This window comes from Magnetococcus sp. PR-3 (assembly GCF_036689865.1).
Lineage (GTDB): Bacteria > Pseudomonadota > Magnetococcia > Magnetococcales > Magnetococcaceae > Magnetococcus.
Genome location: NZ_JBAHUQ010000025.1, coordinates 1 through 14474, shown reverse-complemented (window position 1 = coordinate 14474; position 14474 = coordinate 1). Strand labels below are relative to the sequence as shown.

Sequence of the window (14474 nt, the reverse complement as noted above, 5' to 3'; positions counted from 1 at the left end):
CCATGGCCAAACGGGAAAAAACCTTTAGCGATGTATGGTACCGGGTGGCGGACTTAAAACTGGCCATTCGCCCAACGGTGGAGATCCGCAAACATCACTTCCGCGGGCAGTTGTGGTATGTGCTGCAGGATCCATTAAGTAATCGCTATTACCGGTTACGTCCCAACGTGTACCGTTTTGTCGCTCGCCTGAACCCAAGGCAAACGGTTGAGGAGGTGTGGAAAACCTCTCTGGAGGTCGAGCCTGAAACCGCTCCAGGCCAGGAAGAGGTGGTACGTATGCTCACCCAACTGCATGGTGCCGACCTTCTTTACTACAGTACACCCACCCGTGCAGCGGCTTTTTTTGATCGCCATGAAAAACGGACCCAAAAAGTGCGTCAGGCTAAGATAAAAGGGTTTCTCTTTTTTCTACTGCCTCTGATCAATCCAGATCCTTTTATTAAAGCGCTGCTACCTTACGTGCGTTTTCTCTTCTCTCCATTTGGGGCGCTGTTGTGGTTCGGTACCATGCTCTACGGTGGTACGTTGGCCGCTCAGAACTGGCAAGCTTTGGCAGGGGATACCGAAGGGGTGTTGGCACCGGATAATCTGGCGCTTCTTTATGGGGGGTTCTTCCTGGTTAAAGTACTACACGAGCTTGGGCATGGTGTGATCTGCCGTCACTTTGGTGGCTCGGTTAACACCATGGGGGTCATGTTTCTGATCTTCACGCCCATGCCGTACGTCGATGCAACCTCCAGTTGGAAGATGCGAAACCGCTGGCAACGGGTCATGGTTGGATCTGGTGGTATGTTGGTTGAGTTTTTTATCGGTGCATTGGCCATGGTGGTATGGAGCCAAACCGAACCTGGGTTGCTCCATAGCTTGGCCTATAACATTTTGTTTGTCACCACGGTTTCTACCTTGTTGCTCAATGCTAACCCGTTGATGCGGCTCGATGGTTACTACATTTTGTCAGACTTGCTGGATATACCCAATCTATATAGCCGAGCCCGTAAGGAGCTGACTTATTTGGGGGAACGGTTTGTGCTGGGGAACGGTCGGGCGGACTCCATGGCCCGTTCAACCGCGGAGGCTTTTTGGTTACCCTTGTATGGGATAGGCAGTGCCCTTTACCGTTTGGTGCTGTTCTCAGGTATTGCCCTGTTTGTTGCCGATGCCTATTTGGTATTGGGGGTTTTGATCGCTTTTATGGTTTTAACCACATCGATCTTAATTCCATGGATCAAGTTTATCTATTTTCTGTTCTTTAGCCCGCGTTTGGTCCGTACCCGTCTGCAAGCTTTGGCTGTGGTGGGGGCGCTTACACTGGTTGTGGGGGCAGGGGGGGCCTCGTGGCCAGTTGCAGACCATGTGCGTTTGCCGGGTGTGGTCGAGGCTGCCCATTATGTCAAAGTGGTCAACGATGCACCCGGTCGTTTGGATAAGCTCTTGGTGGAACCCAACCAGACGGTTACGGCACACTCAGCTTTGGTCTCATTGAGTAACCCTGAGTTTGATCTGGAACTGCAGGAGGTTGAAGCTGAATATGGCCAGCTACAAGCGATGGCACAAAAAGCTGCACACTATGATGTGGAGGATCTAAGTACCATTCGTCAGCGACAACAGACCCTTAAAGCACAGATTTTGATCTTGGAGCAGAGCCGAGCAGCCTTGGCGGTTGAGGCTAAACAGGCGGGTATTTGGGTTGCTCCACAGGTGGGACGTCAATTGGGAAGCTGGCTACCGCGAGGATCTGAACTGGGAACCATTATTAACCCAGAGCAATACCACTTTTCGGCCGTGGTTTCCCAAGCACAGGCAGCCGCTATTTTTGAACATGCCATTACCCACGCTCAAATCCGTATCAGTGGGCAAGAGCATATTGCTCTAACCGCTGTACCACAGCCGCTGATTCCGTATCAGCACCGTTACTTGCCTTCACCAGCTTTGGGTTGGTTTGGTGGTGGAGATCTGCCTGTACGTATGGATGAAGCAGGTAATCCTGTGGCGATGGAAGACTTTTTTCTGCTCAAAGCAACCTTGGATCTGCCAGATCATTTTGTGGTTCATCATGGCCAGCTTGGCCATCTACGGCTTGAGCTGCCGCCTAGTCCTCTTTTTGCTCAAATAAAAGATAGGTTTCTGCGTTTTGTCCAGGGGAGGTTCCAGATATGAAGCTCCCTTATAGCAGTTACCGACAAACCTGGGTGGCACAGCCTAAAACGCCTTATGCGGGGTTGGACCGGTGGACACACCATCTGTTGGGGGCTGTGCAGCGATACGGTCCTCTTAGGTTTAAGCTGTTTAAACAGGCAGAAAAAATCCATCAACAAGCCTCGGCTTTACAGACATGCACAGACCATGAACTGAATGCTCAAGTAGAGGTCATTCAGGTTCAATTTCAGCGTCATAGTGGTCAGCCGCATAAACAGCCGATCTCTGAAGGTTTAACGCTGCTGGTAGAGCTGGCCAGGCGCACGTTAAATCTGCACCCTTACCCCTCTCAAATCATGGCCGTTCTCGGCCTGTGCCGTGGTTATTTGACGGAAATGCAGACAGGGGAGGGCAAGAGTTTGGTGGTGGCATTACGCGGGGTACTCGCCGCCTGGGGTGGGCGCCCTTGCCACTGTATTACAGCCAATGATTATCTGGCAAAAAGAGATTGTGACACCTTTACACCGCTCTTTGAACGCTGTGGGCTGAGCAGTGGTGTTATACAGTCTGGTATGACACCTGAGCAGCGGCAACCACTCTATGCTCAAAGTGTGGTCTATGTGACCGCTAAGGAGCTGGTCTTTGATTTTTTAAGAGATCGCTTAAAGTTGGGGGGGATGCAACACCCCACACGGCGGTTGATTGAGCAGCAGCGTCGCGGAAAAACGGGCCAGGATAGTGCTGGACTTATTCTTCAAGGGCTTGAAAGTGCCATTGTTGATGAGGCGGACAGTCTGCTTATTGATGAAGCGACAACACCGGTGGTGATCTCAACACAACGGGAGAACCTGTTATGGAAAGAGGCGGTACAAACAGCCAGTGACCTGGCCAACCAACTTGATCCAGAGACAGATTTTTTGATCAATACCACCTATAAAGAGGTCTCCTTAACCGCAGTAGGGCGACAAAAATTAAGGGATTGGGCCCATCAACTGCCACCCGTTTGGCGTGCAGAAGGCCGCCAGGAAGAGCTTATACACTCTGCACTATTGGCAAGACGTTTCTATCTGAAAGATCGTGATTATGTCATTCAGGAAGAAAAAGTGGTGATTGTGGATGAATACAGTGGTCGACTGATGCCAGGGCGAACCTGGGGTGGGGGGTTGCATCAGGCGGTTGAGGCGATGGAGGGCTTGGAGATAACGCCCCCTTCTGAAAGTTTAGCCCGCCTTAGTTATCAACGTTTTTTCAGGATGTTCCGTAACCTCTGTGGTTTAACAGGGACCGCCGCCGATGGGGCAGGTGAGTTTTGGCGTATTTACCGTCTGTTGGTTTTGCCTATTCCACCTCACAACCCGTGTCAGCGTCACTATTTATCACAAAGGGTTTTTGTCAGTGAAAGCGCCAAGCTGGATGCCATTGTGGAAGAGAGTTTGCAACAACGGGGTTTGGGGCGACCTGTTTTAATTGGTACCCGAAGCATTCATGCCAGTGAAAAATTAGCTGAACGGTTTGAACTATTAAAGATACCCTGTCATCTGCTCAATGCTACCCAGGATGAGCAGGAGTCTCAGATTGTTGCCGGTGCGGGTCAGCCGCAGCAACTGACCATTGCCACCAATATGGCGGGGCGTGGTACCGATATACAGTTGGGGGCGGGGGTTGCGCAGTCTGGGGGCTTACATGTGATGGCAACCGAACGTCACGATGCCCGCCGTATTGACCGGCAACTGTATGGCCGCTGTGCCAGGCAGGGTGACCCTGGCTCGGTACGACTTTTTAGCTCTGTGGAAGATGAACTGGCCAAGCGACATTTACCTGGGGTTGTTCAACGTCTACTACAAAGCTGTTTAAAACTTAGACTACCCGGGTCACAGTGGGTGGCTGGCGTGAGTTTACGCCATGCACAACATCGTTCTGAAAAGCGCAGTGCAGCAGGGCGTATGCAGTTGTTATGGATGGATAATTGGCTACAAGAATCTCTCTCCTTTGGTAAACGCCAAGGGGTTTGACATGTTTTTTACGGCTCTGTGTGGGGCTGAAACTTTGCTGGAAACGAGTCTGATCATGACCAAGGCAAAAGGTATTGTACCCTTCTCTTTATTGGCAACGGTGGCACTGTTTGGCTCACCGAGTTTGGTGATGGCAAAACAGCCTGTGACTGAGGTCTATTGTGTACAGGCGTTTTCAACGCAGTCATTGAGTGTTCTGCAAGAACGGCTACAGCAGCGCAAATATCCAACATTTAACTACTCTGTGTTGGAAAAAAAAGGGCAGAACAATAGACATTGGTTTACCTTGCAGGCGGGCTGTCTTGTGAGCTATCAAGCCGCTAAACAGCTCGCTGCAGACTATGCCGTAACCAGTGGGCAGTCCCCCTTGGTGGTCGAGGTGAATGTTGATAATTATGCCCTATACCAGTCGCGTTGGAACAGCCGGTTGGCCTCACTTAAACATGTGGATGGGGTTGTAGAGACCCCAAGCTGGTCCCACCTGGTTAAGGAGAGTGTCTCGATGCCAGCGCCTAAGGCTATGATGGTTGCCCAGGCTGGCCAGGTCAGTGTGAGTGACATGGCTTCAGATCAAGCCTTTCATCCAGATCCACCTGAGATGGAAAAAGGTCCCACACTCATTCAGTTGGATACACAATCCAAGCTTGCCAATGACATCCCCGCTCCTGCACCAAAGCCATCTAAACAGGGTACTGGGCTGGTGATGGAGTTGCAGATTCCCTATCTGGTCGGGCAGATTGTTGCGCACAATGTGCAGGTGCAGATGTCCCGTCTTGATCAGGGTGTGGCGAAACTGGCCATTGTACAGGCCCGTTCAATTTTTGAGGGTTCTGTAAGCTCTACGGCATCTCTTGGCAACACCGTTAATCCGAATACCAATGAACAGAAAGCCAGCCGCAATAATCGCGATGAGTACCGTAACTATGGGGCCAACTATACCTTGGGGGTGGAGAAAACCCTCTCCACCGGTATGTTGGTTGAACTCAAGGCCGATCTAAACCGTACCAACAACAATATTCTAGAGCCTGAAGCCAGAGAGGTTGAATACGAATTCACCTCAGGTGTCAGCATTACCCAGCCTCTGCTTAAAGGGCGCGGTAAGGATGCCACGATGGTGGATATTCGGTTCGCCCAAGAGGATGTCAAAATTTCAGTACAGGAGTTCCGGCGTATCTTGATGGATCAGATCTATCAGGGGCTTTTGAGTTACTGGGATCTTTATCAAGCCCAGCAGATCTTGGACAGACGTGGAAAATCCGTCTCTATTGTAGAGAAGCTGTTAGCTGATGACCAAAAGCGGCTGGATTTGGGTAAAGGGCAGGAGAGTACAGTTTTAGAAACTGAGGCGATCTTGGCCAACCGTCAAGCAACCCTGGAGTTGGCGGAACAAGGCGTTTGGGAAGCGGTGAATGCGCTACGCACCAAATTGGTGATGTTCCCCCATGTTAATAAGGCCAAATTAGTGGTCTCTTCAGCGATTGGTGACTATCAGCTACCTGCTCAAAATCAGTTGGAGCGTCTTAAAGAGGCGTTCATGGCCCGCCCTGAATACCTTTCTCAGAAAAATCGTATTGAGCAAGAGGGTATTCGCCTAGCCTACGCGAAAGATCAACAGCTACCCCAGGTGGATATTGAAGCCAGTTTTGAACGGAGTGGGATCGACCGGCGCTACTACCGAGCTTTTCATGAAGCGTTTACCGAAAATTATAAAGATTGGTCCGTAGGGGTTAACTTCAGTATGCCTTTAGGGGGTAACAATGCCGCGAAGAGTGCGGTGCAGTCCCAGATCCATAAAAAACGCCGTGCGCTGTTTGCTCTGAAGGAGATTGAAGTAACCATTGCGACCAGTATTAACAGTGCTTTACATGGTATTGAACATGCTGAAGCCCGCTTGAATAAGCTTAAAAAAGCTGAGCAGATTAACCAAAAGCTCTATGACTTAGAGAAGAAGCGGTTAAAAATAGGACAGAGTAATAGCCGTAAAGTATTGGAGCGAGAGGAAAACCTGAATACGGCTCAGCAAGCAACGCTGGAAGCTCGGGTTGCATTGGAAAAAGCGATGATCAAGTTACAGCTTGTGGAAGGTTCTTTACTGCAAGCCTACAATCAGGAGCTGATATAAATGATCAGGTCCCTAGGGCTGGGGGTTGCCCTATTGGGTGCATGTCTCACAACTTCAGGGTGGGCTGAGGACGTTGGGGAGGAGATGGATGCGCTCTCATGTATGAGTCGCCCAGTACAAATTGCGACGCTGAGTAGTCCCGTGGCAGGGGCCATAAAAAAAATGGCTGTAACGGAGGGGCAAGCGGTTAAAGCTGGGGCGCTGTTGGTTCAGTTGGAAGATTCATTGGAATCGCTGGAGGTACGCAAACAGTATCTGATTCTTTATGATCGGGAAATATTAAAGGCTGCAAAGTTGAATGCTGCTCTACAGCAACAGATGCTGCACTCTTCTGAAGCCCTCTTTAAGGAAACCCGCTCCATTAGCCTGGAGGATCTGGATAAACGTCGCCTGGAGTATAAACTGTCGGTTTCTGAAGTCGCCCGCCTGGAACAGCAGGAGAAGGTTGAATCCGTTCAGTATGCCATTGCCCGTGCACAGGTGGCCCGTCGACAGGTTAAGGCGCCCTTTGCAGGTGTAGTAACCAAAAGGTACCGCCAGCAAGGAGAGATGGCAGAAGCCAATGCCCACCTTCTGGAGCTGGTTGATGTCTCCCAAGGGGAGATGGTATGCAGTTTAAGTCAGCAAATTACAGAGAGCCTTACCATTGGTCAGAAGATCCCATTAACATTGTTTAATGGCGCTAAACGTTTTTCAATCACCGGTCAAATAGAGTTTATCTCCCCGGTTGTTGATCCGGCCAGTGGTTTGGTTGCAGTGCGCCTGCTCTTTGATAACCGAAAGCACCAGTTGCGTCTGGGTGTTCCTGGATATCTTAATTTGCCTGGTGTAGAGCAGGGACTATCCATGGAATAGGTAAGGTAGGGCTGTTGGGTCTGCTCTTGTCTGTTTTATTCCCCTTTTATGCTGGAGTCATGCGTGGTTTTTTCACAAATAATGCAGCGTTTACGTCACCTGGGTCAGCAAGGAGATAGCTGGTTGATGGTGATATCCACCTTAGGTGGTATTACCGCCATGATGGTGATCTTATGCGCCCCATTCATGTTCTGGGCTGAATCAAGCCATAGCGCAGCCAATGTTAAGTCTATGGGGGATGCCGCCTGGCTCTCTTTTATGATTGTTACGACCATTGGTTTCGGGGACTTTTACCCTGTAACCCTGGTTGGTCGTTTGTTGGCCATTCCTTTAGCGGCGACAGGGATTGGTGTCTTTGGTGCGCTAGCGGGTTATTTTGGCTCCATGCTACTAGACCGAGTGGTTCGGGCCGCAACGACCGATATGTTACATGATCAGAATCAGCGTATTGAGCAGTTGGTCTCCATGAACCGAGATCTTAATCACGCCATACAAGAGGTATCGGTAGAGAATCAAGATCTTAACCGAAAAATCGTTGCCATTAGTGAGCAGAACGAACAGTTAAACCGCAAAATTGAAGAAGATACCAATGAGATTTTAGAGGTCTTAAAGGAGATGCGCCAAGAAAAGTCCAATTAGTCCGTTGCTTTATGCATTTGGCGCCCCTGCCAAGACCACAGTTGATAGAGCAGCCATAACGCTGTTGCCATCCATAACAGGACCCAAACGATTGCAGGTATAAAGGTGAGGTTAGCCAGTTTTGCAGCATCACTCCCGGTTTGCCCCAACTGATAAAGTGGGGACTGCACGGCACTGACTAAGACGGATATGCCACAAAACTGCAAAAATGCCTGAACAAATAGGGCTTTTCCCCACTGTACGGCCAAGAGAAATAGCAGTGTTAAACTGCCTCCAATCATCCAACTGGTTACGTCCCGCATCCACAATAAAACGCTTAATCCAACAATAATGGCCAGCAACCATGCCAATCGTGGGGCTTGTTTGGGATTGGGCAAACTGACGGCTAAGTAGATGATGGTACCGCTTAGAGCAGCCATGAAATATCCACTGAAAAGAATCAATAAACGCCAGCCTCCTGCTGTGGTGGCCAAACCTCGGCCATCCACAAACAGCTCTATGCGATGAAAATGACCTCCAGTAAGAAGTGCTGCCAGACCGTGACCGAGCTCATGAAAATAACTTTCTAACAGCATAAATGGCCATTGAATGATCGGTATAGCTTGTACTAACACGGCCATGACCAGCCATAGCAGCAGTGTCCAGCGAGGGTCTTGAAGCATAATGTGATCAACTTTATCATTTGTTGAGGGTAGATGAGCATTGTGCCGAATTGTCGGCGTCAAAGAAAGTGTTGCTCAGTTCTAGTTGAAGGCAAGTCCTGACAAATTGACACATTCTCTAACAAAAGTAACAATCTGCTTGATCGCTTTTGCAGGAATTGGTAACTTCTTCAAACTTTAATGATTTAAATGGGGGATGACTATGAATCAGGCAGGTGAAGTGTTTCGTTCTAAGTTGGCTGAAACACTACCCGATGTGGGGGTGGCACGTTTTAATGATGCGCATCAGAAATTGGTCGATATCATTATTGATATTGATCAGATTCTTGAGGGCATGATCGAAAGTGAATTGGCGCAAGATAGCTGGAATAGCCTTGGTGACCTGATCGGTAGCTTGGTTCTATATACTCGCCAGCATTTTGAAGATGAAGAGAAAGCGATGCGGGCCAATGACTATTTAGGCTACATCGAGCACAGCCAACAACATGTTAAGCTGGTTGGTGAACTGCAGGTCTTCCAAAATGGTGTTGTGTCTCAGAACGAAGAGATCACCATGAAGATGCGTAGTTGGCTGTTAGAGTGGCTTTTGGTGCATATTAAGAGTTTTGATATGCAATACCGTCCTGTACTGGAAGGTAAGGTCTAAAAGATAGACCTGACAGAATGTTTTTGATAAAAACCGTGGCAGATTTCTGTCACGGTTTTTGTTTTTGCAACGGCTTAAGCCGCATTTTGTTGTTATAAACCTATAATAACATTTAATAACAACAGTTAAGCTTAACTATGTGGTTGTTGATTTGCATCAATTTCAGCCTCCTTCCTATGTCGTAGACTCCGCCTCCTGTTATCAAATATAACTTTGTAGGGCCTCCTGCCCTGTAAAGAGATCACGTTTAAATGTGGGAGTTCGATCAATGGCGAAGGATGCCAATTCCGTAGATATGTTCTGTTATCAATGTTCCATGAGTGCCCCAAGTGGTTGTGGCTCTACCGGTCAAACCCTGGGGACCTGTGGTAAAGATGACACCATTGCACGTTTACAAGATCTGATGATCTTTGGTCTTAAAGGTTTGGCCGCTTATCGTGAGCATGCCCGTGAGTTAAAGGCAGATACCCTTGAGGTAGATGATGTCATTAATGAGACGCTCTACTTTACCATGACCAATGTAAATTTTAATTTTGACCAGCATATTGCTCAATTGATGAAAGTGGGCAACGCTGGGGTTAAAGTCATGGACCTGTTGAGTGATGCCCACACCAACCATTTGGGTATTCCAACACCTGTAAAGGTTTCTCAAAACCGGGCTGAAGGTCATGCTATTTTAGTTTCTGGACATAATTTGGATATGCTGCAGAAGCTGCTGGTGGCCACAGAAGGACGAGGGGTTAATATATATACCCACTCTGAAATGCTGCCAGCTCACGCTTACCCTGAGCTGAACAGATATTCTCACTTGAAGGGGAATATTGGTGGTGCATGGCATGATCAGGGGAAGCTGTTCCAACAGTGGAATGGCCCCATGGTGGTCAATACCAACTGCATTGCCCCTTTACGTAAAGATGCCAACTACCTTGACCGTCTCTATGGTTATAAAATGGTTGGTGTTGAAGGGATTAAGGCCATTGAGGGCGATGATTTTGAAGCTTTGATCGAGCAAGCCTTGGCACTGCCTGTTGTCGATGGTTTTGAATCTGATTCGGCCATTACGACCGGTCACCACTATAAAACCCTGTTAACCCTGGCACCTGCGGTTGTTGATGCTGTTAATAGTGGGAAGATCCGCCAGTTCTTTGTGATCGCAGGGTGTGATGCACCTGGAAGTGCGGGTGACTACTACCGTGAAATGGCACAATCTTTACCTGATGATTGTGTGATCATTACATCCAGTTGCGGTAAGTTCCGCTTTAACGATATCGATTTTGGTACTGTTCCTGGTACGGAGATTCCACGCTATCTGGATCTTGGGCAGTGTAATGACAGTAATGGTGCCGTGCATATTGCTTTGGCATTAAGTGCTGCACTGGATACTCCTGTTAACGAGCTGCCCATCTCCATTGTTCTGAGTTGGATGGAGCAAAAGGCTGTGATCATTCTTTTGGCCCTGTTTAGCCTGGGTATTCAGAATATTACCATTGGTCCGAAGGCTCCTCAGTTTGTGAATGAAGGGATCCTGGAGTTCTTGGTCAAAAACTTTAACCTTAAGCTCACCAGCGATGCGAAAAGTGACTTAAAACAGCTGTTGCGCCCTGAGGTCAAAGCCGCCTGATGGTGGTAGCCTCTTATCCACTCAAGCTAACCCCTAAACAGGGTTAGCTTGAGCTGGGTATACCCGCCAACGGCAGGCTTCTCCTCTGGTCTTTACGGGGCAGCTGTGCGCCATATGGTTTAGAGGATATCCAGCCTATTGGCTTTAGCTATATTCTGATCCTGCATGAAACGAGTGGGGCGCTAGAGCCTTAACATGATGTGACTGTAGGTTGTATACAGCCGGTGTTGTTTACCCACCTTTTATGAATCTGCTGACAAAGCGTTGAGTGCCGCAGTGTGCTTATGTCATAGCTGCCAGTTCTTCATTAGATTGTGTGTGGGCATACTGCACAATGGCCTTGAGCAACTGATCTCTTTTAATCGGTTTGGTGAGAAAACCATTACATCCTGCTGCGAGGGTTTTGTCCCGTTCATCGGCCAACGCATGGGCCGTGAGCGCCACAATGGGCACCGGCTTTATGCCATGGGTTGCTTCATGTTGACGAATAACCTGGGTAGCACGGTAGCCATCCATAACTGGCATTTGCATATCCATAAGGATCAGATCAAACGTCTGTTTTTGGGCTTTTAGAACGCCCTCTTGGCCATTATTTGCCATCTCTAAATGGTGATGACTCTGTTTAAGATAAGCGCGAATTAAAATTTGATTATCAGGTGAGTCTTCGACCATTAAAATGCGATAACTTTGCGTACAGGCCTGAAGATTAATCGTATCTTCTTCCGCCTTGGGGCGTGCATCACTCTCTATGCATGGGAGGTTGATACGAAAAGTACAACCCTGAACCTGATTATTGTACGCCAGCAGCGTTCCCCCCATTAATGCCACCAATTGGCGAGAGATCGCCAGCCCCAACCCTGTACCACCATGGCGACGTGTCAGGCTACCATCGACTTGGGTGAATTTTTCAAAAATGCGCGGGAGTTCTTTAGGGTCAATACCAATACCGCTGTCAATTACTGAGATTTCCAGTTCACCATCACCCAGGCGTTGAGCCTCGACTAAAACAGCACCTTGATCGGTAAATTTAAGGGCGTTGGAGAGCAGGTTGAGTAAAATTTGCTGTAGCCGTCCTGCGTCCCCCATAATCATTTCAGGTAACGTGGGGTCTAGGGTTAGGTTTAGCTCAACCCCTTTTTCTTGAGCCGATATACGAAAAAGTTCGACACTTTTATGCACTATGGTTTGGAGCGGGTAGGGGCTGTGATCGATATTAAGTTGGCCTGCTTCAACCTTAGAGAGATCAAGAATATTATTGATCAACTCCATTAGAGTTTGCCCGGCATGTTGTAGACGATCCAAATACCCTTTTTGTTCGGGATCTTGCGTGGTCTCCATTAACAGGTCACTTAATCCTATGACCACATTCATTGGTGTACGAATTTCATGGCTCATTGCAGCTAAAAATTCGCTTTTTGCTTGGTTGGCCTGTTGTGCTCGATCACGGCTCTCCCGCAAGGCAATCTCCATCTCCTGACGTTCAGTAATATCTGTACAAACACCAATCCAGCGGTAGGGTTTACCTTGATCGTCCAAAAGAGGTAAACCATGGTCTGACCAGTAGCGATAACTACCATCTTTACGGCGGATGCGGTAATCAAACCGGATCGGCTCTATCGATTCTCGATGGTGGATGACCGCATCGGCCAGGGTAGGGGCATCGTCCGGGTGAATTAAAGCCAGCCAAGCTTGGATGTCTCGGGAAATTTCACCTGCACTAAATCCAAGAAAATGGTCTATATCCCCAAACCATAGTAGTTCATCACTATCAACATTCCATTCGTAGATAAGATCATAGGACGCTTTACCCGCAGTACGTAATCGTAGTTCACTCTCTCTTAGCCGCTCTTCCATTTTTTTTCGTTGGGTGATGTCACGACCAACCCCAATGATCACTGATTGCCCCATATACACCCCAGAACTTAGCTGGATCTCTTGGGGAAAAGGGATGCCTTGGTTATTGACACCCCAATACTCAAACCTAGGTTGAAACCCTTGAAGGCATTGATTCCACGCGTGTTCAATACTGCTCATATCATTAAGGTTTGCAGCTCTAAAATCATGAGGGGTCTTGTTAACAAATGTCTCTTTAGGAAGTCCGAACAGTTTTTCAACAGCTTGGTTCACGGCTATAAAGTGCCCGGTTGCATTATGGATATAAATGGCGTCATCCATGCTATCAAACAGTTCTCGATAGCTTTTTTCTGAATTTCTTAAATTGACCTCTAGCTGTCGTCGTTCAGTGATTTGCTGTTCTAAATCCTGGGTACGGTTGTAGACCTGCTTTCTTAGTGTTCGGGTATGGATAGCAACCCCAGACAAAACCAGTATAAGCATTAATCCCAGTACCGTTGGGTAGAGCCAGGGGGGTGTGATACCAATGGGCTCAATACTAATCCATTTTTGAACAATACGTTGCCACTCACTTGGCGGAAAACTTTTAAGGTTTAGGTTGATCTCGTCGAGTAGAGTTTGGTTTCCCTGCGCAACCGCGGCCTTTAGATATTTGGTATAAAGCGTATCGACGACACGAAACTGTTCTGGCTTTCCCAGTTTATGTAAGTAGTACATGGCAGCAGGGTAGTCCGTAACAAAGGCTTTAATATCTCCTTTAACTGCGGCTTCCATGGTCTGCTTGCTGTTGGGGTAGGGGTGGAGCTGTATGGCAGGGTGGTGCTGAGAAAGAAAGGTTGCAGCAAAGCCTGCTTTTGTAACGGCAACAGGTTCTAGCCCTAAGTCTGAAAAGCCTGTGGCTTTTAGTTGGCTTGAAAGAAACAGCCGAGAAGCGAGTGGGATCGCTAAATCTTCCGAAAAATCTAAAAAGGTATCACGATGATCGGAATAAAAAAGACCAGAATGGATATGTGCGTCACCACTTTTTATACCTTCCAATGTTCCTTTCCAATGGGAGGGTCGAAAGCGAATATTTTTCCCTGTGTGAACACCATAGGCTTTCCAAAAATCGACGACCAAGCCTTTTAGCGTGCCGTCTTCATCCGTAAAGGAGAAGGGGGGCCATGCTTCAGAGGTCGCCACAACCAGGGTTTGTGGTGTAGCAGCTATGGTTATAGGAGGGAGGGTTAAGAGCCCTAGCAGCACCAAGAAAATGGCCCGTAATATCTGAAAAGGAGGTCGTGAGGCGAGAATTTTCATGCCGCATCTTTTCTTCAGGGTTTGAGAGCCACTGCACCTAATCCTGTTCTTTAAAACGAAGGTTCTCCTCTTCGATCTTGGAATATTTGTAGGTTTAGAGCAAGCAGTTATTAAAGTTTCTAAGTCTGTGATTAAATGAGATGTTGACTGAAGGTGGAATATCTCTGCAGGTCTTGTGGGATCTCTGAGGATCCATGGATGTGATGCCTTATAAATCTTCTTAGTGTTTAATAATAGTTAGCGCAGGTCTGTATGACAACGTAACCTATTTGTGTTCGTTCAAGCAGGTTTCGGCCGCATTCTCATGGCGCTGGATGATCAGGTTAGATGTTCGGATAAAAAACGTGATAGTTCAGCCATGCAACGGATTCTTGGTATTTATGATCTTCTTGGATGATCAGATTTTCTTGAAGAGTTGTATGATTTTCTTAGTGACTGCTTCGGGATCCTACGTAGCGGGCTTTGATCATACCCCTTTGTATCTATTCTCTTGGTATTTCTGACCTGTAAGATATAGGCGTACTCAGAGCAGTATAAAATCCTGAAAGAGCGGTATGCAGGATAAGGGGGCCATAAGTCTGTATAATCCCCATGTATGTTCAGGGAAAAAATTGAGGCATGCAGAA

9 protein-coding genes are annotated in these 14474 nt (G+C 47.9%); 7 read left to right on the top strand and 2 right to left on the bottom strand.

What is annotated here, in order from left to right:
• Positions 1 to 2: 2 nt before the first annotated feature.
• From V5T57_RS13830 to V5T57_RS13810, 5 genes are all read left to right on the top strand, one after another.
• Positions 3 to 2159, top strand: coding sequence for a hypothetical protein (locus tag V5T57_RS13830; RefSeq protein ID WP_332891824.1), 2157 nt, complete (start codon positions 3 to 5; stop codon positions 2157 to 2159).
• Complete coding sequence (locus V5T57_RS13825) at positions 2156 to 4150, top strand: preprotein translocase subunit SecA (protein WP_332891823.1); 1995 nt, start codon at positions 2156 to 2158, stop codon at positions 4148 to 4150. The genes V5T57_RS13830 and V5T57_RS13825 overlap by 4 nt, the downstream gene beginning before the upstream one ends.
• Before the next feature lie 55 nt (positions 4151 to 4205).
• Positions 4206 to 6272: a TolC family protein gene (locus tag V5T57_RS13820; RefSeq protein ID WP_332891822.1), complete on the top strand. Its 2067-nt coding sequence runs from the start codon at positions 4206 to 4208 to the stop codon at positions 6270 to 6272.
• The gene (locus tag V5T57_RS13815) at positions 6273 to 7127 is read left to right on the top strand and encodes an efflux RND transporter periplasmic adaptor subunit (protein WP_332891821.1); all 855 of its coding nucleotides are present in this window, start codon (positions 6273 to 6275) and stop codon (positions 7125 to 7127) included.
• Positions 7128 to 7190: 63 nt separating this feature from the next.
• Entirely contained in the window at positions 7191 to 7766 is a 576-nt protein-coding gene (locus tag V5T57_RS13810) for a potassium channel family protein (protein ID WP_332891820.1), read from the top strand.
• On the opposite strand, the gene V5T57_RS13805 is transcribed toward V5T57_RS13810, so the two are convergent.
• Positions 7763 to 8428 (bottom strand): M50 family metallopeptidase, encoded by a 666-nt coding sequence (locus tag V5T57_RS13805; RefSeq protein WP_332891819.1) that lies wholly within the window; start codon positions 8426 to 8428, stop codon positions 7763 to 7765. The genes V5T57_RS13810 and V5T57_RS13805 overlap by 4 nt on opposite strands.
• Before the next feature lie 202 nt (positions 8429 to 8630).
• Here V5T57_RS13805 and V5T57_RS13800 point away from each other — a divergent pair, with 202 nt between their 5' ends.
• Together V5T57_RS13800 and hcp are read left to right on the top strand one after the other, a co-directional pair.
• Entirely contained in the window at positions 8631 to 9074 is a 444-nt protein-coding gene (locus tag V5T57_RS13800; RefSeq protein ID WP_332891818.1) for a bacteriohemerythrin, read from the top strand.
• A 268-nt stretch (positions 9075 to 9342) separates the two neighbouring features.
• A complete protein-coding gene (hcp, locus tag V5T57_RS13795; protein WP_332891817.1) occupies positions 9343 to 10695 on the top strand; it encodes a hydroxylamine reductase in 1353 nt (450 codons plus the stop codon).
• A 282-nt stretch (positions 10696 to 10977) separates the two neighbouring features.
• On the opposite strand, the gene V5T57_RS13790 is transcribed toward hcp, so the two are convergent.
• Positions 10978 to 13848, bottom strand: a complete 2871-nt coding sequence (locus V5T57_RS13790) for an ATP-binding protein (protein ID WP_332891816.1) — start codon at positions 13846 to 13848, stop codon at positions 10978 to 10980.
• Positions 13849 to 14474: the final 626 nt, after the last annotated feature.

Coding starts and splice junctions, on each gene's coding strand:
- V5T57_RS13825 (WP_332891823.1), top strand. CDS start 2,156: ATGAAGCTCCCTTATAGCAGTTACCGACAAACCTGGGTGGCACAGCCT.
- V5T57_RS13805 (WP_332891819.1), bottom strand. CDS start 8,428: ATGCTTCAAGACCCTCGCTGGACACTGCTGCTATGGCTGGTCATGGCC.
- V5T57_RS13830 (WP_332891824.1), top strand. CDS start 3: ATGGCCAAACGGGAAAAAACCTTTAGCGATGTATGGTACCGGGTGGCG.
- V5T57_RS13800 (WP_332891818.1), top strand. CDS start 8,631: ATGAATCAGGCAGGTGAAGTGTTTCGTTCTAAGTTGGCTGAAACACTA.
- V5T57_RS13820 (WP_332891822.1), top strand. CDS start 4,206: ATGACCAAGGCAAAAGGTATTGTACCCTTCTCTTTATTGGCAACGGTG.
- hcp (WP_332891817.1), top strand. CDS start 9,343: ATGGCGAAGGATGCCAATTCCGTAGATATGTTCTGTTATCAATGTTCC.
- V5T57_RS13790 (WP_332891816.1), bottom strand. CDS start 13,848: ATGAAAATTCTCGCCTCACGACCTCCTTTTCAGATATTACGGGCCATT.
- V5T57_RS13815 (WP_332891821.1), top strand. CDS start 6,273: ATGATCAGGTCCCTAGGGCTGGGGGTTGCCCTATTGGGTGCATGTCTC.